This is a genomic window from Actinomycetota bacterium (genome assembly GCA_005888325.1).
In the GTDB taxonomy this organism is placed as follows: domain Bacteria; phylum Actinomycetota; class Acidimicrobiia; order Acidimicrobiales; family AC-14; genus AC-14.
Window position 1 is genome coordinate 1 of sequence record VAWU01000062.1, and the last position, 20,630, is coordinate 20,630.

The 20,630-nt window shown below is 70.9% G+C and carries 20 protein-coding genes; 11 read left to right on the plus strand and 9 right to left on the minus strand.

Annotated elements, in window-relative coordinates; translation table 11 throughout:
* On the minus strand, nucleotides 1-990 hold a 990-nt coding region (locus E6G06_17635; GenBank protein TML87383.1), incomplete at its 3' end, for a DUF1996 domain-containing protein.
* Between the two features lie 242 nt (nucleotides 991-1,232).
* On the opposite strand from E6G06_17635, the gene E6G06_17640 reads away from it, so the two are divergent.
* Complete coding sequence (locus E6G06_17640; protein TML87551.1) at nucleotides 1,233-3,197, plus strand: hypothetical protein; 1,965 nt, start codon at nucleotides 1,233-1,235, stop codon at nucleotides 3,195-3,197.
* Between the two features lie 314 nt (nucleotides 3,198-3,511).
* Here the strand turns inward: E6G06_17640 and E6G06_17645 are convergent, their stop codons facing one another.
* Nucleotides 3,512-4,441, minus strand: coding sequence for an alkaline phosphatase (locus tag E6G06_17645; GenBank protein ID TML87384.1), 930 nt, complete (start codon nucleotides 4,439-4,441; stop codon nucleotides 3,512-3,514).
* A gap of 512 nt (nucleotides 4,442-4,953) precedes the next feature.
* Nucleotides 4,954-5,172, minus strand: a complete 219-nt coding sequence (locus E6G06_17650; GenBank protein ID TML87385.1) for a hypothetical protein — start codon at nucleotides 5,170-5,172, stop codon at nucleotides 4,954-4,956.
* A 22-nt stretch (nucleotides 5,173-5,194) separates the two neighbouring features.
* Between E6G06_17650 and E6G06_17655 the strand changes: the two genes are divergently transcribed.
* Together E6G06_17655 and E6G06_17660 are read left to right on the plus strand one after the other, a co-directional pair.
* A complete protein-coding gene (locus tag E6G06_17655) occupies nucleotides 5,195-5,509 on the plus strand; it encodes a hypothetical protein (protein ID TML87386.1) in 315 nt (104 codons plus the stop codon).
* 54 nt (nucleotides 5,510-5,563) lie between these two features.
* Nucleotides 5,564-5,908, plus strand: coding sequence for a hypothetical protein (locus tag E6G06_17660; GenBank protein ID TML87387.1), 345 nt, complete (start codon nucleotides 5,564-5,566; stop codon nucleotides 5,906-5,908).
* 6 nt (nucleotides 5,909-5,914) lie between these two features.
* On the opposite strand, the gene E6G06_17665 is transcribed toward E6G06_17660, so the two are convergent.
* Complete coding sequence (locus E6G06_17665) at nucleotides 5,915-8,203, minus strand: arylsulfatase (GenBank protein ID TML87388.1); 2,289 nt, start codon at nucleotides 8,201-8,203, stop codon at nucleotides 5,915-5,917.
* A gap of 160 nt (nucleotides 8,204-8,363) precedes the next feature.
* Here E6G06_17665 and E6G06_17670 point away from each other — a divergent pair, with 160 nt between their 5' ends.
* The gene (locus E6G06_17670) at nucleotides 8,364-9,575 is read left to right on the plus strand and encodes a hypothetical protein (GenBank protein TML87389.1); all 1,212 of its coding nucleotides are present in this window, start codon (nucleotides 8,364-8,366) and stop codon (nucleotides 9,573-9,575) included.
* Between the two features lie 42 nt (nucleotides 9,576-9,617).
* Here the strand turns inward: E6G06_17670 and E6G06_17675 are convergent, their stop codons facing one another.
* Nucleotides 9,618-10,766, minus strand: coding sequence for an acyl-CoA dehydrogenase (locus E6G06_17675; GenBank protein TML87390.1), 1,149 nt, complete (start codon nucleotides 10,764-10,766; stop codon nucleotides 9,618-9,620).
* Nucleotides 10,767-10,789: 23 nt separating this feature from the next.
* Nucleotides 10,790-12,490: a hypothetical protein gene (locus E6G06_17680; GenBank protein TML87391.1), complete on the minus strand. Its 1,701-nt coding sequence runs from the start codon at nucleotides 12,488-12,490 to the stop codon at nucleotides 10,790-10,792.
* 90 nt (nucleotides 12,491-12,580) lie between these two features.
* Here E6G06_17680 and E6G06_17685 point away from each other — a divergent pair, with 90 nt between their 5' ends.
* Together E6G06_17685 and E6G06_17690 are read left to right on the plus strand one after the other, a co-directional pair.
* Nucleotides 12,581-13,636 carry a hypothetical protein gene (locus tag E6G06_17685; GenBank protein ID TML87392.1) on the plus strand — a complete coding sequence of 352 codons (1,056 nt, stop codon included), beginning with the start codon at nucleotides 12,581-12,583 and terminating at the stop codon, nucleotides 13,634-13,636.
* 26 nt (nucleotides 13,637-13,662) lie between these two features.
* On the plus strand, nucleotides 13,663-14,544 hold the full coding sequence (locus tag E6G06_17690; protein ID TML87552.1) for an EamA family transporter: 882 nt from the start codon (nucleotides 13,663-13,665) through the stop codon (nucleotides 14,542-14,544).
* A 24-nt stretch (nucleotides 14,545-14,568) separates the two neighbouring features.
* On the opposite strand, the gene E6G06_17695 is transcribed toward E6G06_17690, so the two are convergent.
* Nucleotides 14,569-14,754 carry a hypothetical protein gene (locus E6G06_17695; protein TML87393.1) on the minus strand — a complete coding sequence of 62 codons (186 nt, stop codon included), beginning with the start codon at nucleotides 14,752-14,754 and terminating at the stop codon, nucleotides 14,569-14,571.
* A 119-nt stretch (nucleotides 14,755-14,873) separates the two neighbouring features.
* Here E6G06_17695 and E6G06_17700 point away from each other — a divergent pair, with 119 nt between their 5' ends.
* The 4 genes from E6G06_17700 to E6G06_17715 all read left to right on the plus strand — a co-directional run bounded on the left by E6G06_17700 (nucleotide 14,874) and on the right by E6G06_17715 (nucleotide 18,894).
* Nucleotides 14,874-15,650, plus strand: a complete 777-nt coding sequence (locus tag E6G06_17700; protein TML87394.1) for a phytanoyl-CoA dioxygenase family protein — start codon at nucleotides 14,874-14,876, stop codon at nucleotides 15,648-15,650.
* A 27-nt stretch (nucleotides 15,651-15,677) separates the two neighbouring features.
* Nucleotides 15,678-16,199, plus strand: a complete 522-nt coding sequence (locus E6G06_17705) for a histidine phosphatase family protein (GenBank protein ID TML87395.1) — start codon at nucleotides 15,678-15,680, stop codon at nucleotides 16,197-16,199.
* Between the two features lie 116 nt (nucleotides 16,200-16,315).
* On the plus strand, nucleotides 16,316-17,848 hold the full coding sequence (locus E6G06_17710) for an acyl-CoA synthase (protein TML87553.1): 1,533 nt from the start codon (nucleotides 16,316-16,318) through the stop codon (nucleotides 17,846-17,848).
* Nucleotides 17,845-18,894 carry a DUF2332 domain-containing protein gene (locus E6G06_17715; GenBank protein ID TML87396.1) on the plus strand — a complete coding sequence of 350 codons (1,050 nt, stop codon included), beginning with the start codon at nucleotides 17,845-17,847 and terminating at the stop codon, nucleotides 18,892-18,894. The genes E6G06_17710 and E6G06_17715 overlap by 4 nt, the downstream gene beginning before the upstream one ends.
* On the opposite strand, the gene E6G06_17720 is transcribed toward E6G06_17715, so the two are convergent.
* Nucleotides 18,870-19,133 carry a helix-turn-helix transcriptional regulator gene (locus E6G06_17720; GenBank protein ID TML87554.1) on the minus strand — a complete coding sequence of 88 codons (264 nt, stop codon included), beginning with the start codon at nucleotides 19,131-19,133 and terminating at the stop codon, nucleotides 18,870-18,872. The two genes, E6G06_17715 and E6G06_17720, sit on opposite strands and share 25 nt — an antisense overlap.
* Before the next feature lie 313 nt (nucleotides 19,134-19,446).
* Nucleotides 19,447-19,896 carry an ATPase gene (locus E6G06_17725; protein ID TML87397.1) on the minus strand — a complete coding sequence of 150 codons (450 nt, stop codon included), beginning with the start codon at nucleotides 19,894-19,896 and terminating at the stop codon, nucleotides 19,447-19,449.
* 114 nt (nucleotides 19,897-20,010) lie between these two features.
* On the opposite strand from E6G06_17725, the gene E6G06_17730 reads away from it, so the two are divergent.
* Entirely contained in the window at nucleotides 20,011-20,625 is a 615-nt protein-coding gene (locus E6G06_17730; protein ID TML87398.1) for an ATP-dependent Clp protease proteolytic subunit, read from the plus strand.
* The last annotated feature ends 5 nt before the right edge of the window (nucleotides 20,626-20,630 follow it).

The window sequence follows — 20,630 nt, forward strand, 5'->3', positions numbered from 1 at the left end:
GCTGACACTCGTGCCCGCGGGGCAATCGACCCCGGCGTTGATGCACTGCGCGACAAGAGCGTCGAGCACCGGCTGATCCCATGCGTTGATCCAATCGGAGTGCATGGTGAAAGGCGAACCGGAGGAGTCGCAGGTCCCGCTGTTGCAGGAGGCCAGCGTCACGTCACCCGGAGCGGGATAGAGGCCCGTCCACTGCCACCGAATGATGAGAGTGGGCAGCGACACAGGGTGCGTGGGCGGGCACTGGTCCGAGACCGAGTAGGCCATGTGGGACTTGTGATCCGCGGAGTCCAGGTGCAAGCCATCCCAGCAGTCGGGGAAGAGCACGTGCGCGGTGAGACCCGTGTCGCCACTCTGGCACTGCGGGACGAACGCGACCTTGGAGACCGACGAGCCGTTGCCGCAGCCCCAGTAGACGATGCGTGTCGGCTGGGGCGCGGTGGCGTGACTGTCTCCCGCGATGATCCTGAGGCCCGCGGGCCACGACGACATCGAGCCGCGCGACTTGCCGTGGGCCGTGTAGTACGCAGTGGACTTCGGCAGCGGGACACGTGTCCCGCGGACATACAGCGTCGGGTGCCAGTAGCTCGCCTTGTCGTGCGGGTCGTGACAAGCGGTCGTACCCGCGGAGAGGCTGGTGTAGGTGCTGCCGAGGGAGATCGTTTCGTTCCCGTAGAACTCGTGGCTGTGGCTCGCGCCGCCCACGATGGGGTCGTCGGAGGCCGAGCGCACCGGCCCGCCACACTGCACGAGGAACTGGCCCCCGGTGCTCGCGGCGCGGGTCAGCGGCGCGATGACGGTGGCGAACAGCCCGAGCGCGGCCGTGAGGATCACGAGCCTGCGCTTCACGCGGTCACCGAGGATGGCGGGCGACGGGGTGTGATCGACGCGATGGCTGGTGGGGCGGTCGAGCTTCGACATGGCAGTCCGTGACCTCTCTTGAGAGCGTCTCTCGGGCGCTTCCGTGCGGAGTTCCGCTTCGTCGTTCATCGACACATCGCCGCCCGCGCCCTTAGGGACAAAAGGAAAAAAAGGGCGCGGGGAATGACCTGTGGAGTGACGAGAGACCGCGAGGTTCGTCGTGAGCGCGCTCGGCTCGCGACGCCATCTCGCCTCCGTCGCGCCCGGCGCGCGTCGCGCGCACCAAGGGCGCGCCGCGACGCACCGCTAGGGTCTGGCGCGTGGGGAGACGTCGGTGGAGCTACCGGCGAGGACTGGGCGCATGGCTGTCGATGACCCTCGTCGTCGCCGGCCTGGGGGCTCCGACCGCGTTCGCCCTAGAGCGGGCCCCGGATCGGGATCAGACCCACCGCGGCCCCTGCGACCCGATCGATCCCACCGCCTGCCTCCTGCCGTTCCCCAACGACTTCTTCACCGTCCCCGACCCGTCGACGGATACCGGCCTTCGGGTGCACCTCGCCCCGACCGCCATGCCCCGCAACGCGCAGGGCACGCCCATCGACGTGAGCGAGTGGAACCACAACGACGGCTTCAGTCCGGGCGCCGAGATCGTCACCCACGTGCCCGGGCTCGACCTGGTGCGTACCGGCGCCGCGCCCATCACCGACATCGCGCGCTCACTCCGTCGCGATGCACCGATCGTCCTGCTCGACGCCCGCACCGGTAGGCGCGCTCCGTATTGGGCCGAGCTCGACGCCCACGCCACCGCTGATGCCCGGCGCGCGCTGATCATCCGTCCTGCGCGCAACCTCGAGGACGGCCGGCGTTACATCGTGGCGTTGCGCGATCTCCGCGACAGAGTCGGTGCCGTGGTCCACCCCGCGCCGGCGTTCGCCGCGTTCCTGCGCGGCGACGGTGACCGCGATCGCCAACATCACATGGACCGTCTCTTCGCCACGTTGGCCCGCCGCGGCATCGCGCGACGTGAGCTCTACCTCGCCTGGGACTTCACGGTCGCCAGCACGCGCAACCTGTCGGAGCGCATGCTCCACATACGCGACGATGCTTTCGACTCATTGGGCGGCGCGGCCCCGCGCTACACCGTCACCCAGGTGCAGGAGCCTCCTGCGGCGACGAGCCCCAGAGTGGCCCGTCGCATCCAAGGCACGTTCGAGGTGCCGAGCTACTTGAGCCGGCCCGGAGGACCGGCGGGCTCGCGCTTCAACTACCGAGATCCGCGCCACGACCTGCCCAGCCGGCTGGCGGGCAACACCCAGGTGGCGAACTTCGTCTGCATCGTGCCGAGGAGCGCGACGCCCGATCATCCCGCCCAGCCCTCCCTCTACGGGCACGGCCTCTTCAACGACGCCACCGAGGTGAGGGCCGAGAACGTGAAGGACATGGCCAACGAGCACGACTTCGTCTTCTGCGGCACGGACTGGCTCGGCCTGACCGGCGCCGGCCCCGACCTCGGCGAGGGAGCCACGGTCTTCACCGACTTCTCCCACCTGCCGGAGCTGGCCGACCGACTCCAGCAGGCGATGCTCGACGCCCTGTTCCTGGGTCGGTTGATGATCCACCCCCGAGGCTTCGGCTCCGACCCGGCCTTTCGTTCGGGTGGGGCCCCGTTGCTCGACCCGGCCGCGGGCCTCGTCTACGACGGGAACAGCCTGGGAGGGATCATGGGCGGGGCGCTCACCGCAGTGGCGCAGGACTTCACCCGCGCCGTGCTGGGAGTGGCGGGCATGAACTTCTCCACCCTGCTCGACCGGAGCATCGGCTTTCCGCGTGGGCTGTTCGAGGGCGCCTACCCCGACCCGCTCGATCAGCAGCTCGTTTTCGCCCTCATGCAGATGGTCTGGGACCGCGCCGATGCCAGCGGGTACGCGAACCACCTCGCCGACCACCCGCTGCCACGGACCCCTACGCATCGGGTGCTCGTGCACGTGGCCTTCGGCGACCACCAGGTTGCGAACGTCGCGAGCGACGTCGAGGCACGCACGATCGGCGCCGTCCTTCGCGCGCCCGCGCTCGCAGACGGGCGCTCGCCCGACGTGACTCCTGCCTGGGGCATCCCGACGATCGCGCACTATCCGTTCGCGGGATCCGCGCTGGTCGTCTGGGACAGCGGCAGTCCGCCGCCACCCACGACCAACACGCCACCCGGCGCGGGCGTCGACCCTCACGAGGATCCTCGGGCCGCACCGGTCGCGCGGGTGCAGAAGGCGGTGTTCCTCACCACCGGCGAGGTGATCGACGTGTGCGGGCCGGGCCCGTGCCGCATTCCCCACGCCTGACCGCTGCTCCGACCGGGGCGATCGGATCGTGTCGGAGAGCACTTCAGGTCGAGGTCGAGACGGCCGAGAAGTCAGGTATGCCGCCGATCATGAAGCGAATCCGGAAGCCCTCGGCCGCGAACTCGCCGGACCTGGCCACCCTCCTCGAGCCGTACGGGACCAGCGACGACAAGGACCCGGATCCCGACGGCGCTCCCGGGTCGGAGTCCTCGGCGCAGGACGACGACGCGTGACGGTGGCGCTGGTCTTCACGGTGTGGCTCGCCCTGTCGGTGATCGTCGGGCGAATCGTCGGGCCCGTGCTCCGCTAGGCGGCTACGACCCCGCGTTGCAGGCCGTCGTCCCCGAGTCGCGAACGCTCCGGGCGACGTCGTAGAACCCCCACGCATACCCGTCGGCTTGGAGCTGGAGGCGGAGCACGCCGGGCCCGACGAGGCGCACCTGGCTGTTGGCCAGCGGCGTGCCGAAGCCGTACTCGCTCTTGCCGCCAGTGCCGGCCGTGAACTGTCGTATGCCGCCGGCATCGGCGACGCCCGAGGCGTTCTGCTTGCGGAACCGCTCGTAGACGTGCGCGTGGCCGTTGACGACGACGTCGGCGTGGTGCGCGCGCAGGAGGCTCCAGAACGGTCCGAAGCTGGAGTTGGAGCCGTGTTGGGTATCCGACGACCAGCGCGGCTTGTGCCAGAACGCGAGGACGCAGTTCTGTGGGCTGGCGCCGCCCTTGTTGAGGTCGAGCAGCGATTTCAGCCAGTTGTACTGCTCGCTCGACGTGTTGACGCCCAGTTCGGAGTTGAGGGCGATGATGAGCCACTTGCCCACGTTCTTGGCGTACCAGCCCTTGGCGCGGGTACCGGCCCGGGCGCCCCAGTAGTCGAAGTACCCCGCTGCGTCCGTCAGGTGGTACTCATGGTTTCCCGGCACCGGGAAGGTCTTTGCCTTGAACGCGCCCCACGTCGGCTGGTAGTACGCGTTGTAGTCCGCCAGGGCGCCGTCCTCGTACTGGAGATCACCCAGCGCGCCGACGTGCTCGGGATTGAGCCACCTGACGAGACCCGCGGTTCCGGTGGTGCCGGAGCCGTAGCGACACGACGTGCCGGTCGTCTTCGGGGCCGAATGGCACGCGACGTCACCTGCGAAGACGATCGTCGGGTCGGCCGGGGCGCACGCGGCGAGGCCGGTCCCCGCCAGGGCAAGGGCGACGAGCACGACGAGCCCACTCGGGGCCCGGCGGTGAGGCGCTAGCAAAGCCGCGGGGGCATCGGGCGCGGATCATAGTCCGCCGGACGAATCGACATCGCATCGCGTGGCCGGCGGCCACCCATTGTCATCGCAGCTGCCCGGCCCGCGCTCGCTTGACATGCGGTGGCTGCGGCGAGAGGGTGGCGGCAGACAGCAACGAGGGGGCTGTCCTCGTCTCCGGTCCGACGCGTGTCGGTGCGACGACGTCGCCGCGGTGTGAGCGAAGGCCCCGCTCGTCGGCATCTGCCCAGGAGCGAGAACAGCGAGGAGATCCGGTTGTACCGACGCGCGGTCGGACGCGATGTGGAGCCGGCCCTCGGCGAGCTGTCGGTGATGCCGTCGCGGTCCCGGCCGACGCGCGCGTTCGTGCTCGCCGCGATGGTCGTGGGCACGACGATCCTGACGGTTTCGGCCCCGACTCGTGCGATCGGACAGACGACGACGTCCTCCGAGCCGACCACCGAGCCGCCCCCCACCACGTCGCCCACGGTGCCATCGACGACGACACCGGCCGTGACTCAACCGCCGCCCACCGCTCCACCGCCCACCGCCGGACCGTCACCGTCGGCCGTCAGTGCGGCCGGGCGCCCCCGCCGGACGCCGACGACGCAAGGTCCGACGTTGCGAGCTGCAACCACCTCGCCGGGCAGCCCCAGCATGGTGGACTCGCCGGCGGGCGGCTCGATCGAGCCGGTCCCGGCGCCGGCGACGACGATCGCGGATCCCGCTTCCAGCACCTCGGCCCCCCGGTCGGCAGCCGTGCGACGTCAGATCGCCGCGGCATCCGGCACACGCGGGAGGCCCCTGGCCTCGTTCTGGTGGCCCGGGGCGCTCGCGGTCGCGGTCGGCGGGCTCAGCATCGTGGGCGGGCGACGCATGCGGACCGCGCCGGTCCACGCCGAGGTCGACGAGGCCACGACCCATGATGTGCTCGTCGACCTCGAGAGCGCCGAACGCGAGGCGCATGCGCCGGCGGAGCGCATGGCGGTGGCCCTCGAGCGGCTGCGCGCCACCGCGCCACCGGTCGGCGGTCGACGCCGCCATCGCTCGCGCGGGCGATCGCCTCGCGCCTGAACTACGGCCCGCGGGATTGCTCCGTACGCCGACGTTCCGGATTAGGTTCGGCGCGTGTCCCCGCTTCGGACGACCGAGCAGGCCGGCTACGAGCCGGGCACCGAGATCGGCGTGGCCGAGACGCTCGATCGGCTCCACGCCGGCGGCTATGTGGATTTCAGCGTCGAGGGCCGGGAGACGGGGTGTCCCACGTGCGACGGCGGGCCGGCGGTCGCCGACCTCGACGTCGTAGAGGTGCACCGCTCCGAGGGCGAGAGCAATCCCGACGACGAGTCGATCGTGGTCGCCGTCGCGTGCAGGTCGTGCGGTTGGCGCGGTGTCCTCGTGAGCGCGTACGGGTCCTCGGCGACCAATGAGGTTGGCGAGTTCCTCACCGCGCTGCGACGGACTGCCCGGTGAGCGCTCTCACTGCTCGGACATGATCGCCTCGAACTCGGCGTTCTGGTCGCGGTGGGGGTGGCCGTCCACCTCGACGACGACCCGTCGCATCGTCCCGTTGAAGGCGAACGGCGCTTCGTAGTCGTCACCGACGGAGGGCCCCTGCTCCCACCCGCACGTGATGCCGCCCCCCGTGATGGAGTAGCGCACCGGCGTGACGTTGGGGATCTCGGCCTCACCGACGACCCGTCCGTCGACGAGCAGCCGTCCGGTGCCGCGGAAGCCCCCGGCGCTCGTGAACGAGAACGCGAGCTCGTGCGCGCCGGGCGGCAGCGTGACGTCCGACGCGACGACGTGGCGTTCCTTGCCGAGGTAGTTGTTCACGTAGCGGAGACGGCCTCGGTGCACGTGGAACGACCAACCGCCGAGCGCGTTGCCCATGGCGAGCAGCACGCCCTCGGGCGGCGTCCCGCTCGGCACCTCCACCGTGGCCACGATCGAATGGGTGCGGTCACGGACGTTGACGGTGACCGTCTCGGGCACCAGCGCGCCGCCCGGCCAGAACACGTACCGGGCCCGCGTGTCGAAGGGTCGCCGCGGCGCGAGCAGCGCGGCGACAGGACGGTTGTCGAGAGGGAGCACCTGGAACCGGCGCGCCTCCGTCCACCAGATCTCGACCAGCTCGGCCAGCTTCTCGGGGTGCGTCGCCGCGAGGTCCTCGCACTCCGTCAGGTCGGTCGCGACGCGGTACAGCTCCCACACGTCGTCCTCGAAGGGCGCATCGGGATCTATGCCGTCGTCGTACATCCGCCCGAGGGGCTTGAACGTCACCGCCTTCCAACCCTCGTGGTAGACGCCGCGGCTGCCGAGCATCTCGAAGTACTGGGTCGTGTGCCGCTCCGGCGCGCCGGCGTCGTCGAGGAGGTAGGCGAAGCTGGTGCCCTCGATCGGCGTCTGCGTGACACCCGCGATCTCGTCGGGCGGCTCGATGCCGATCAGCTCGAGCACGGTCGGCAGGACGTCGATCGCATGAGCGAACTGGTGACGCACCTCACCGCGGCCGGCGATGCCTCGCGGCCAGTGCACGATGCACGGGTCGGCGATCCCGCCTTCGTGCACCTCGCGCTTCCACCGCCGGAACGGTGTGTTGCCGGCCATCGTCCAACCCCACGGGTAGTTGTTGTGCGCGCTCGGCCCGCCCAGCTCGTCGATGCGCTCGCGGAGCTCGCGGCGCCCGGCCGGCGCCCCGTTCCAGAGCCGGGCGTCGTTGATGGAGCCGCGCTCGCCGCCCTCCGCGCTCGCACCGTTGTCCGACACCACGACCACGAGCGTGTCGTCCCACTCCTCGAGCTCCTCGACGAACGCGAGCAACCGGCCGATCTGGGCGTCGGCATGCGAGAGGAAGCCGGCGAAGCACTCCATGAAGCGCGCCGCCACGCGCTGGTCCTGTGGGTCGAGGTCCGTCCACCGGGGGACCCAGGGGGGCCGGGGCGAGAGGCGGGTCCCGGGCGGCAGCAGGCCCATCGCCTGCTGGCGGGAGAAGGTGGCGACGCGCCACGCGTCCCAACCCGCGTCGAAACGCCCCCGGTACTGCTCGATCCACTCACGGGGCGCGTGGTGCGGAGAGTGGCAGGCGCCGGTCGCGAAGTAGAGGAGGAACGGTCGCTCCGGCTCCACCGACCGGAGCTCGCCGAGGTAGCGGATCGCCCGGTCGGCCAGGTCCTCGCTGAGGTGGTAGCCGTCGTGGGTGCGGAGCGGCGCCACCGCGTGGTTGTCCTGGTAGAGCGCAGGGACGAACTGGTGGGTCTCGCCACCGTGGAAGCCGTACCAGCGCTGGAAGCCGCGAGCACACGGCCAGGTGTCGCGCGGCGCGGCCATGTGCGTCTCGTCCTCGGGCGTGAGGTGCCATTTGCCCACTGCGCACGGCACATAGCCGTTGGCGCCGAGGATCTCGGACAGGAAGCCGTTGCGGCGCGGGATGCGACCCCAGTAACCAGGGAAGCCGACCGCGAGGTCGGCGACGCGCGCCATCGAGTTCGAGTGGTGGTTGCGCCCGGTGAGCAGGCACGCACGCGTCGGCGAGCACAGCGCGGTCGTGTGGAAGTTCGCGAGTCGCACACCGCCTGCGGCCAGACGGTCGAGCGTCGGCGTCTCGATGTCGGACCCGTAGCAACCGAGCTGCGCGTAGCCCACGTCGTCGAGCACGATCAGCACGACGTTGGGCGCGTGCGGCGGGGGCGTGGGCTCCGGCGGCCACCACGGGGTGGACTCCCGCCAGGTCGGTCCGATCACACCGCCGAAGTCGGGCTCGCGCATCGCGGGAGTATGCCGGACGGTCCGGCGCCGCGCCGCGACCGGTGGCGGTCGAACGGGCCGGGGGTTCGGCCACCCTTGCCTGTGGAACCGGTGTCTTGCATACTGCGCGAGCCGTGGTCCGGAGCGCGGTGAGGTCCGCCCACGCAAGAAGGGGAGTCACATGGTTTCGCTCGACGTCCGTACCCGGGTCGATGCTGACATCCGCCCGATCGACGCGGTGTCGTTCTTCGGGGACGAGCTCCCCGCGCTGATCGTCGAGCGCGCCGGGTTGGCGGCACCTGGCGCGGCCGAGCTCGACCTCCAACCGTTCACCGTCGCCACGCCGGCGGGCACCTGGACGCTCGCGCGTGACGACGGCGGCTTCACGGTCACGCCGGACGACATGGGCGCGGCCCGCGTCCAGCTCGACAGCGAGCAGCTGGCCGACATCGTGAACGACCTCTCGACGCCCATGACGCTGGTGACCTCAGGGCGTCTGCGCATGGACCGTGGCGATCTCGGTGACTTCCTCGACTGGTGGGTCGTGCTGCGGTCGCTCATCGACGGGCGTCCCGCGCACACGGCGGGGTCCGTCGAGTTCCATGACCCCGACGGCGCGCCCCTCGACCTCCACCGCACCTTCTCACCGGATGACGACGACGAGGAGATGGCGCACTTCCTGGCCGAGGCCGGGTTCCTTCACGTCGGCGGCCTGTTCGACGCGGACGAGATGCGAGCGGTGGCCCGCGACATCGACGCCGCGTTCGCTCACTACGAGCCCGATGACGGCCACTCGTGGTGGGCGCGTACGGCGACGGGTGAGCACCGGGCGGTGCGCCTCCAGGGCTTCGAGCGGTACAGCCCGACCACCGCCGCGGTGTTGGAGGACGAGCGCCTGCTCCGGCTCGGCCGCCTCACCGGTGACGAGTACGAGCCGCCCGAGTCGATCGAGGCCCTCGAGAAGCCGATCGGCGTGGTCGAAGGCATCTCCGACCTCCCGTGGCACAAGGACTGCTCGCTCGGTCGCCACTCCTACCGGTGCTGCAGCCTCACGGTGGGTGTCTCGGTGACGGACGCGGACGCGTCGTCGGGCCAGCTCGCCGTCGTTGCCGGGTCGCATCGTGCCCTGGTGCAGCCCGCGTTCGTGCGGAGCGTCTGGGGCCTGCCGGTGGTCGACCTCCCCACCCGGGCCGGTGACATCACCGTGCACTGCTCCTGCACGCTGCACATGAGCCACGCGCCCGTCACCCGCGAGCGGCGGGTCATGTACACCGGCTTCCGGTTGTCGGATCCCGAAGGCCGGGCGGTGGCGGGCGAGGATGAGATCCGCCGCGTGCGCGAGCAGTCCTACAAGACGGTCTCGCAGAAGCCCGGCCACATCTCGGCGTCGTGAGCCGTCCTCAGGACGGCTCGCTACGACAAGAAGGCACGGGAATCAGAGGCCCAGCGACTTGCCGATGAGCTCCTTCATGATCTCGGTCGTGCCGCCGTAGATCGTCGTGATCCTGGCATCGGCATAGGCCCGGGCGATCGGGTACTCGCGCATGTAGCCGTAGCCACCGTGCAGCTGCACGCCGCGATCGACGACCCGCTTCTGCAGCTCCGTGCACCACCACTTGGCCATCGCCGCGTCTTCGGCGGTGAGCTCCCCGGCGTTGAGCGCGATGACACACCGGTCGATGAAGGCCTGGCCGATCTCGACCTCGGTGGCGCACTCGGCCAGTGCGAAGCGGTTGTGCTGGAACGAGCCGACGGGCTGGCCGAACGCCGTACGCTCCTTCACGTAGTCGAGCGCCCAGGTCAGCGCGGCTCGGGCCGCGGCGATTCCGGTGGCTGCGATCGACAGCCGTTCCTGCGGCAGGTTGGAGACCAGCGACGTGAAGCCCTCGCCCTCACCGCCGAGCAGGTTGTCGACCGGTACCTGCACGTCGTTGAAGAACAGCTCCGCGGTGTCCTGGGCGTGCAGGCCGATCTTGTCGAGGTTGCGACCCCGCTCGAAGCCCTCCATCCCGCGTTCGAGCACGAGGAGCGACATCCCCTTGTGGCGCTGGGTGGGGTCGGTCTTGACCGCGGTGATGACGAGGTCGGCGTTGATGCCGTTCGTGATGAACGTCTTCGAGCCGTTCACGACGTAGCGGTCGCCGTCGCGGATCGCGGTCGTCGACATCGACGCGAGGTCGGATCCGATGCCCGGCTCGGTCATCGCGATGGCGGTGATGAGCTCGCCCGACGCGATGCCGGGAAGCCAGCGCCGGCGCTGACCTTCGTCGCAATAGCGGAGGAAGTACGGAAGGCAGATGTCGTTGTGGAGCGTGATCCCGAGCCCGGCGGCATTGACCGCGGCGGCCTGGATCTCCTCGCCGATCACCAGGTTGTAGCGGAAGTCGTCGTTGCCGCCCCCTCCGTGCTCGGTGGGGATCGCCATGCCGAGGAAGCCGTGCTCGCCGGCAGCGAGGAAGACGTCGCGCGGGACGATCTGGGCGTCTTCCCATTCGAGGTAGTTGGGGACGACCTCTTTGTCGAGCCAGCGTCGGAAGCTCCGCCGGAAGAGCTCGTGCTCCTCGTCGAACAGATCGCGGTGCATGGCTCGTCACGATACCGGTCGCCTCAGCCGCGGAAGCGGTCGCCGAAGCGGTGGCCCTTGAGCCAGATCCGTTCGGCCTGCTTGATCCCGACCGAGCGGCCGCCGAAACGGGCGGTCAACGGCGCCCCGATGCGATCGTTCAGGTCGCACCGCACCGCGACGAACAGGAGCTGGCCGGTGAGGGCGGGGCTCAGCAACCCGCAATAGCGATCGGGCGCGAGCGCAGCCGTCGCGACGACGGTCGCAGGTGTGACGTCGATGATCACGCTGGGCCGCTTCCCGGCCGTGTACGCGAAGTCGTACTTGCCGCCGTTGGTGGACTTGCCGGGCGACCGGGCGATCGCGGGCTCGGCGAGGCCCAGCATGTCGAACATCGGCGCGGGGCGACCGTAGTAGCCCATGTGCCCGATCGCGGCCGTCGCGAAGACGTCGCCCGGCTCGTAGACCCTCCGCAGCACCCGGCCCACGTCGTCCGCGTTGTTGGCGAACGCGCCGTGCCGGAAGGCGGCGGCGAAGCGGTACCCCTTCGGCGCGCGATCACGGTTGAAGCTCCAGGTGCCCGGCACGAGCGCGAGCCACGCAAGCGCCCACACGACGAGCGCGATCGTCGCCTGGCGGCGCCGGAACGCGAACGCCGCCCAGAGCATCGACGCCACGAGGACGAGCAGAACGGGGAAGTACGGGGCGAGCAACCGCGCCGCCGGCATCCAGTCGCCCTTGTTCTCGAAGGTCACGGCCACCCCGAAGGCCACGACCACGCCGCAGAGCGCGAGGTAGACGACAGGGAGCCGCCGGCGGCCGACGGCGATCACCGCGACCCCGACGGCGGCCGTGCCCGCCAGCAGCACGAGTCCCCCTCGCCCGAACGTCTGCACCATGTACGTCGCGAAGGGCCGGATCATGCTGCCCACCTGGAGCTTCACGCTCCGGCCCACGTCGCGTTTGGCGATCACGGTCATGGGGACCAGCTCGGAGTAGTAGGCGATACGCGCCAGCTCGACGGCGAGCAACGATGCCGCGACTCCAGCCGCGGTGACGATGTTGCGCCTGAGCGTCGCGCGGGTGCCGTCGCGCCGGAGCGCGAAGAGCCCCGCGAGCAGGATGGCGGCGAGCAGGTGCCCTTCGAAACGCGTCAGCGCGACGCCCACGACGGCGAGACCGAACCCGAGGCGGGCACGCCGGTGCTCGCTGAGCAGACAGCTCAACGCGGCGAGCAACAGCGCCGAGTAGAGGCACGTCTCGAGCCCGTTCAGCGACGACCGCATGAAATGGGTCGTGAGCGCGAGCGCGGTTCCGCACACCACGCCGATGAGCTCCGAGCCCGTGATGCGGCGCACGAGGGCGGTGGTCATCCACACCACCGCGAGAACGCACGCCACCCCGATCACCCACGCCGTGAGCGGCAACGACAGGTGCAGTTTGTAGGCGACGGCGAGGAGCGCGGTCCACAGCGGGTTGGAGATCGCCTCGACGCGCTGGCCCTGGTTGAACACCGGGCCCACGCCGTCGGCCACGTTGGCGGCGTACCTGTAGCTGATCCACGCGTCGTCGACGAAGCGGACGGGCAACACGAGGGCGTAGGCGAGCGCCACCGCGATCGGTATCCAACGAAGGTGGCCGCCACGGTCCTTTTCCGCGACCCGTTGCGCGGGGACGCGCCCTGTGGTCTGGGTCGGTGTGACCTCGGGTGTCGTCTCGAGACTCAGCTCAGCGCCTTCACGCACTCCAGCAGTACAGCAGAACGGTGTCGGCGTCATCGCGCCAGGCGAGATGCCATACTCCTGGGGCCTGGGGTGCGTGAGGGAGGTTCATCCGTGAGCACGGTCTCCGAAGTCGGCGGTGCACTGGGTCGGCCCCGGGCGCACGTCAGCGCTCGCGCGGTAGGCGTCGTCGTTGCCGCGGCCGGTTTCGTCGCCCAGTTCACCGGGGCCGTCATCGACGGAGACGCGAGTCGCACGCTGCTGATGGGAGGCGTCGCGCTCACCGTCCTGGGTGCTGCTCTCGCCCTCGGCGGCCCCGTGGTGTTCGCGCCGGGCCGAGGGCCGGCACTCGGCCTGGTGTCGTGCTGCGCCGCCGTGGTCCTCGTCGGTGCCGGCGCCGTCGCCATCCACCGTGGCACCCGCGGGCACGAAGCCCAGCGGGTCACGACCACGGGTGCCAGCGCGGCGACGGTCTCGCACAGGAGCACGGGCACGGCGGCCGCTGCCTCGGGCCACGACCACAGCGTCTCGACGGGCGGCAACATCGGAACCCGCAACGCGGACCAGCACGCGGAGCTGCAGCCCGACAAGCCGTTGGATGTCGCGACGCGGGAGAAGTTGGCGGGTCAACTGGTGGTGGCACGCGACGCCGCCATGAAGTACCCGACCGTCGCCGACGCCAAGGCGGCGGGCATGTACCTGGCCGGCAAGTTCACGCCTGGCGCCGGCGCCCACTACATGTCGATGCGCGGTGTCACTGGCGGCATCAAGAACGGGGAGGTCGACCCGGCGAGCCCGGCCTCCTACATCTACGACGGCGTGAGCCCCACGTCGAAGCTCGTGGGGCTCATGTACATTTCGCTGTCGGCCGGACCCGCGCCCGAGGGCTTCGCGGGCCCGAACGACCACTGGCATCGTCACTTCAACACCTGTATCCGGTATGCCGCGGGCGGGATCGAGGTTCCCTTCCCCGCCGACTCCGACGTGACCCAGGCGATGTGCGACGGCGTGCACGGCACGTTCATGAAGACGACCGTGTGGATGGTGCACGCGTGGGTGGTGCCGGGGTGGGAGAGCCCGAAGGGTGTGTTCTCGCACGACAACCCCGATCTCCTCTGCGCCGACGGCACCGCCAACACCGACGCCGTCGGCTTCTGCCCCGGCACCTGACCGAACGCCGCCCTAGGCTGCCGCCGATCGCGGCGACGACGGGTCCTCCTCTGGCGGTCAGCGCCGCCGTCCTCGGGTCGGCCGTGCTGCACGCGACGTGGAACGCGCTGGCGAAGTCGGTGAAGGACCACCTGGTCGGCTTCGTCGCGCTCAACCTCGGGGCGGGCACCGTGTGCCTGCTCGTCGTGCCGTTCGTGGACGCGCCGGCGCGCCGCGCCTGGCCGTTCCTCGCGCTGTCGGTCGTCGTGCACGTCGGCTACCAGGCACTGCTCCTGCAGTCCTATCGGGTGGGCGACTTCAACCAGGTGTACCCGATCGCGCGCGGCACCGCGCCCCTGCTCGTCGCTCTCCTCGCGGTGCCCCTCGCTGACGAGCGCCTAGGAGCAGCCCAGCTCGCCGGCGTCGTCGCCATCGGGAGCGGGCTGATCAGCCTCGCTCATCTCCGGGACTGGCTAGCGGCCGGTAGTGCGCGGGCCCGACCCGGCCCACCGCCCGCGCTAGCGTTCGCGTTCGCGACCGGGCTGCTGATCACCGCGTACTCGTTGGTCGACGGGCTCGGCGTGCGACGGGCGGAGTCGACGCTCGGGTATGCCGCCTGGCTGGTTCTGATCGAGTCGGTGTCGATCCCGGCCTACGGGCTGCTGCGCGAACGGGCCCGGGTGCGCCGGGCGTGGCGCTCGACCTGGCGGGTGGCAGGACTGGGTGGCCTTCTCTCGGTGACGGCTTACGCCATCGTGCTGTGGGCCCAGACGCGCGGAGCGCTCGCCGCGGTCACCGCCCTGCGCGAGACAGGTGTCATCGTCGCCGCCGTCATCGGGACGGTCGTGTTCCACGAGCGCTTCGGTCGCCGTCGACTCGTCGCAGCCGTCCTCGTGGCTGCCGGCGTCGTGTTGCTCAACCTCGGCTAGGCGCGGCGCGCCCGGGCCGGGCGGTCAGCGCGGGCGGGAGACCTCGCGGACCTGTTCGGGGTTGAAGAGCGTCGGCAGCACCGCACCGTCGGACCGGCGCCGGATCTCCAGGGAATCGGGCTGCTGGGCGTGCACCTCCACCAGCTCGAAGCCGCGGACCCACGAGCCGTTGAAGCGCGACTGCACCTCCACTTCAGAGCCGGGTTCCATCGATCCTCCAGTCAGAAAAGAGGCAGTCTAGGACCGACCCCCGGCTCGTGAAAGGGGGTTAACTGCAGCACGCATCGTGCGAACGCCGAGCATCGCGGCCGGGCGCTACGTTGGCCGCGATGAACGCCGCCGCCAGCGTCGACGAGGTCGTCGGGGCCCTCGACGCCGACGGCTACGCCATCCTCGAGGGGATGCTCTCGGCGGCGGAAGCGGCCTCGGCCCGCGCCGAGCTCTCCCGACTCCTGTCGAACATCCCCGAGGGTCGTAACCCGTTCGAGGGCTTCAACACCCGCCGCATCTACGCCCTCTTCGCCAAGACACGGTGCCTCGACGGTCCGGCCACGCATCCGGTCGTGCTCGGCGTGCTCGACCGGGTGCTCGGCCCGTTCCAGCTCAGCGCACCCACCGGCATCGAGATCGGGCCGGGCGAGGTGGCGCAGTCGCTGCACCACGACGATGGCGTGTACCCGCTGACCCGACCACATTCCGAGGTGGTCGCCAACGTGATGTGGGCGCTCGACGACTTCACCGAGGCGAACGGGGCGACGCGCGTCGTTCCCGGCAGCCACCGTTGGGTCGCGGAGCGACCGGACCAGAGCACGCCGACGACGATCGCGGAGATGCCGGCGGGCTCGGTGATGCTCTACGTCGGGAGCCTCTGGCACGGCGGCGGTGCGAACACGACCGACCGGCCGCGCCTCGGGGTCGCGGTCGAGTACGTCGCTTCGTGGCTGCGGCCGCAGGAGACGCACCTGCTGGCGGTCCCGCGCGAGGTGGTGCGCGAGCTTCCGGAGCGCCTGCAGGAACTGCTCGGGTACAACGTCTACCCGCCGTTCCTGGGCTACGTCGACGGCCGCCACCCGCGCCGCCTCCTCGAGGTCGACCCGACCGAGTGACCCGCCTGCGCCCGCGCGACATCTGACGTGACCGAGGTCCGGCAGCTGTGTCTGCTTCGGCATGCGAAGTCGACGTGGAGCGAGCCGGTGGCGTCCGACCACGAGCGGTCGCTCGCACCCCGCGGTCGACGCGCGGCGCGCCTCGTCGCCGACCACATGCGTGACGCACAGATCGCCCCCGCCCTCGTGCTCTGCTCTTCGGCACGGCGCACCCAGGAGACGCTCGAGCTGATCTCGCCTGCCTTGGGCCCGCAGGCCGTCGTGCTCGTCGAGCGCGGGCTCTACGGGGCGAGCGCCGGCGAGCTGCTCGCTCGCGTGCGCGACGTGTCCGATTCCGTGTCCTCGCTGATGATCGTCGGCCACAACCCGGGCCTCGAGGACCTGGCCGCGACGTTGGCCGGAGCCGGTGTCGCCGACGGACTGGACCGGATGGCGATCAAGTTCCCGACCGCGGCGCTGGCCGTGCTCACGGTGCCGACGGCCTGGGGTGACCTGGCGCCGGGTGGGGCGACCCTTGCCTCCTACGTCGTGCCGCGGGACCTCGGTTGACACCGCCTGCTCGGCCGCGCGGGCAGGACGAGCGGGCGACCTGACACGCTGTCGAGGTGAGTCGTGTGCCTGAGACCGGCGACCGGGACGCGTTGCTGGAGGCCGCGCAACGGGGCATGGCGGTGGCGTACTGGGCGGCAAACCATCCCGACGCGCCGGCAGTGGTGGAGCGTGATCGCGTCTCGACGTTCGCCGAGCTCAACGCGCAGGCGAACCGGCTGGTGCGTGCCCTGCGTCGACGGGGTGTGCGCCCGGGCGCGGGCATCGCGCTCCTCTGCGCCAACCGCACGGAATTCGTCGAGGTCGTCGCTGCGGCCGATCGTGCCGGCCTCCGGTTGACGCCAGTGAACTGGCACCTCACCGCGGACGAGGCCGGGTACATCGTCGACGACTGCGAGGCGGGCGCGGTCATCGCCGACGCCCGCTTCGGCGAGGTGGCTGCGGCGGCGTCTGCGCACGCGGCGAGCGTGACCGTGCGACTTGCAATCGGCGGCGACGTCGACGGCTTCGAGACCTACACCGACGCGCTGGCGCCCGAAGTGGATGACGACATCGACGACCCGTGCATCGGCACCCGGATGCTCTACACCTCGGGCACGACCGGCCGCCCCAAGGGTGTGCACCGCGATGACTCGACCGCGGCGCCCGGCGCGGTCACGGCCGCCACCCTGGCGTGGGCTTCGGGCTACCGCCCCGGGCGCGGGCAGCTCCACCTGTGCACCGGTCCCCTGTACCACGCGGCGCCGCTCCAGCTCTCGCTGGTTGTGCCGCAGACGGGAGGCGTCGGTGTCGTGCTGATGGACGGGTGGTCCGCGGAGGAGACGCTCGAGCTCATCGAGCGCCACCGCGTCACGCACACGCACATGGTGCCGACCATGTTCCACCGGCTGCTGTCGCTGCCGGCGGACGTGAAGGAACGCCACGACCTGTCGTCGCTGAGCTTCGTCGTGCACGGTGCCGCGCCCTGCCCGGTGCCCGTGAAGCAGGCGATCATCGAGTGGTGGGGCCCGATCGTCGCCGAGTACTACGCGGCCACCGAGGGCGCGGGCACGGTGGTCCTGTCCGACGACTGGCTGCAACGACCGGGCACGGTCGGGCGCCCCGAGACCTCCGACCACATCCTCATCCTCGACGACGACGGCAATCCGTGTGCCCCGCGCGAGGTGGGCACCGTCTACCTGAAGGCGCCCTCCGAGGGTCGCTTCGACTACTTCAAGGACGGCGACAAGACGGCGGGCGCCTACCGGGGCGGGCATTACACGTTGGGCGACGTCGGCTACCTCGACGAGGAGGGCTACCTGTTCCTCACGGACCGGAGCGCCAACCTCATCATCTCGGGGGGCGTGAACATCTATCCCGCGGAGGTCGAGGCCGTGCTCATCAACCATCCCGCGGTCGGCGACGTCGGCGTCATCGGCGTGGCCGACACCGACTGGGGGGAGGAGGTGGTCGCCGTCGTGGAGCCGCAGCCCGGCGTGACGGGGACCCCCGAGCTGGCGACCGAGCTGCTCGAGTGGTGCCGTCCACGTCTGGCCCGGTTCAAATGGCCGCGCCGCGTCGACTTCGTCGAGGTGCTGCCCCGACACGACAACGGGAAGCTCTACCGGCAGCTGCTGCGTGAGCGCTACCGCGTGACGCCTCGGCCGTGACCGCTCCGCAGGAGGTGCTGGCTCGGCGGCTCCGCTTCCAGGCGCGGGCCTGCGCCGACCTTGGCTCCCCGCTCTACGCCGAGCTCATGGCGCGCGCCGCGGCCGATGTCGAAGCCCGCGGGCCCGTCTTCGACGTGCTCGTCGGGCACGAGGGCGATCCCGGTGAGGACGCGATCGCGCTGCGCCTCTTCGCGGGGCTGCACCGCCTCGCGCTCGAGGGAGCCGCGCCCGAGATCGCAGCCCACTTCCCATCGACCGGCGGCGACGCCGACGCGGACGGGGCCTGGCCGGCCGTACTCGCCGCCGTGCGCGACGAGGCGCCCCGTCTGCGGGCCGGCCTGAGCTCGCCCCCGCAGACCAACGAGGTGGGTCGATCCGCCGCGCTGCTCGTCGGCTTCCACACCGTCGCGGCCGAGACCCAGCGGCCGTTGCGTCTGCTCGAGGTGGGCACCAGCGCGGGCCTCAACCTGCGTTGGGACCGGTACTGGTTCGATGTCGGCGCGACGCCGGTCGGCGACCCCCGCTCACCGGTGCGCTTCCCCTCGTCGTGGTTCGAGGGTACGTGGTCGCTGCCCCGGGAGGTCGCGATCGGTGAGCGACGGGGCTGCGACGCGGCTCCGATCGACCCGACGCGCGACGAGGACCGTCTGCGGCTGCTGTCCTACGTCTGGCCCGACCAGCGCGCCCGGTTCGAGCGGCTGGCCGGCGCGCTCGAGGTGGCGGGCCGCGTCGCGGTCGTGGTGGACACCGCAGACGCGTGCGATTGGCTGGAGACCGCGCTGTCGGCGCCCGTCGACGGCGTCGCGACGGTGGTGTTCCATTCGATCTTCGTGCAGTACCTCGGCGTCGCGGGCCGAGCCCGGTTACGCGCGACGATCGAGGCGGCGGGCCGGCGCGCCAGTCACGCGGCTCCATTGGCGTGGTTGCGAATGGAACCGGGAGGTCCCAACCACGCCGACGTGCGGCTCGCGATGTGGCCGGGCGGCCGCGAGCGCGTGCTCGCCACCGCCGGCTTCCACGGTCAGCCCGTGCGCTGGCTCACCTGACGGCGCAGGCGTTCGAGCCGCTTGTCCCACTGCGCGCCGGTCCGGAGCATCCACGCCACTGCGTCGCCCATGGGCTTGGGCGTGGCGCGGTAGTGGACCTCGCGGCCCGCACGCTGCGCGTCGACGAGCCCCGCCTGGCCGAGCGCCTGCAGGTGCTTGACGACTGCCTGCCGGGTCATCGGCAGCCCGCCGGCGAGCTCACTCGCGGTCGTCGGGCCCCCGTCCAGGAGCTGGCGCATGACCGTGCGACGCGTGCCGTCGGCGAGCGCAGTGAAGACGCGGTCGAGCGGGTCGTCTCTACTGCTCACCGGTGGCGCGCCCTCGTTCCTCGGACGCGGCACCGCTCTGCCACATGGGAGCTGCGGTCCTCCGCTTCGCTTCGGTCCTCGCTCATGCGCGCCCTCGTTCCTCGGGCGCGGCACCGCTCTGCCACATGGGAGCTGCGGTCCTCCGCTTCGCTTCGGTCCTCGCTCATGCGCGCCCTCGTTCCTCGGGCGCGGCACCGCTCTGCCACATGGGAGCTGCGGTCCTCCGCTTCGCTTCGGTCCTCGCTCATGCGCGAACGAGCAGGAAGAGCGTGAGCACGAGCAGCTCGAGGCGCCAGGCCCAGCCGGTGCCGTTGGTCGCGGCGCACGCACGAGCGGTGCGGGATGACTCGGTCACGACCAGCCGGGTGCCGCCCGGTGTCGGCTTGAGGACGAACTCCACCTTCGACGCAAGCTCGTCGCCTCCGGCGTCGGGCCACCACGTGAAGGCGAGCCGCCGTCCCTCGTCGACGTCGTCGACCCGCGCGACGCGGTCATCGCCATCTGCTCCGATGAAGCGGCCCGTGCCGCCCGGGCGCGGATCGAGCTCGACCTCGGCCTCGAACCACTGCTCGAGCAGCTCCGGGCGGGTGAGCGCGTTCCAGACGTCGGTCGGGGCCGCGTCCAGCTCGACCTCCCGGCGTACGGCCGTGTCGGGATCCCGAGTGCCTTTGACGTCGCTGGCGTGATCGCTCATGGTTCTCCCCGCTCGTCTCGACGTGCAACCTAGTGGTTGCACCTGTAGGATGTGCAACGAACAGGTTGCAAGTTAGCACTGCCGCCGAGATGAGCCGAGCAAGGAGCGTGTGTGATGACCCAGCTGCTGGTGCCCACCGTGGTCGAGCAGACCGAGCGGGGGGAGCGGGCGTTCGACATCTACTCGCGGCTGCTGGCCGATCGGATCGTGTTCCTCAACGGTCCGCTCGACGACGCCGTCGCCAACCTCGTGATCGCCCAGCTGCTCCACCTCGAGTCGCTGTCACCCGACCGTGACGTCTCGCTCTACATCAACAGCCCGGGTGGCGACATGACCGCGCTGTTCGCGGTGTACGACACGATGCAGTACCTCGGGCCCGACGTGAGCACGATCTGCGTGGGGCAGGCCGCCTCGGCCGCCGCGGTGCTGCTCGCCGCGGGCGCGCCCGACAAGCGCTTCGTGCTCCCCAACGCCCGCGTGCTGATCCACCAACCGCACGGTGGCGCCCAGGGTCAGTCGACCGACCTCGAGCTGGCGGTGCAGGAGATGGTCGAGATGCGGCGACGGATGGTCGAGATCCTCGTCGAACGCACCGGCAAGACCTTCGAGCGCGTCACCGCCGACATCGACCGCGACTTCATCCTGCGAGGTGAGGCGGCTTGCGCCTACGGCCTTGCCGATCACGTGATCGAGCGACGCCGTCCCGCGTTGGTGGCGGCCCAGCGCTGAGCGCG

Coding starts and splice junctions, on each gene's coding strand:
- E6G06_17640 (TML87551.1), top strand. CDS start 1,233: ATGACCCTCGTCGTCGCCGGCCTGGGGGCTCCGACCGCGTTCGCCCTA.
- E6G06_17665 (TML87388.1), bottom strand. CDS start 8,203: ATGCGCGAGCCCGACTTCGGCGGTGTGATCGGACCGACCTGGCGGGAG.
- E6G06_17670 (TML87389.1), top strand. CDS start 8,364: ATGGTTTCGCTCGACGTCCGTACCCGGGTCGATGCTGACATCCGCCCG.
- E6G06_17675 (TML87390.1), bottom strand. CDS start 10,766: ATGCACCGCGATCTGTTCGACGAGGAGCACGAGCTCTTCCGGCGGAGC.
- E6G06_17695 (TML87393.1), bottom strand. CDS start 14,754: ATGGAACCCGGCTCTGAAGTGGAGGTGCAGTCGCGCTTCAACGGCTCG.
- E6G06_17700 (TML87394.1), top strand. CDS start 14,874: ATGAACGCCGCCGCCAGCGTCGACGAGGTCGTCGGGGCCCTCGACGCC.
- E6G06_17710 (TML87553.1), top strand. CDS start 16,316: ATGGCGGTGGCGTACTGGGCGGCAAACCATCCCGACGCGCCGGCAGTG.
- E6G06_17720 (TML87554.1), bottom strand. CDS start 19,133: ATGCGCCAGCTCCTGGACGGGGGCCCGACGACCGCGAGTGAGCTCGCC.
- E6G06_17725 (TML87397.1), bottom strand. CDS start 19,896: ATGAGCGATCACGCCAGCGACGTCAAAGGCACTCGGGATCCCGACACG.
- E6G06_17730 (TML87398.1), top strand. CDS start 20,011: ATGACCCAGCTGCTGGTGCCCACCGTGGTCGAGCAGACCGAGCGGGGG.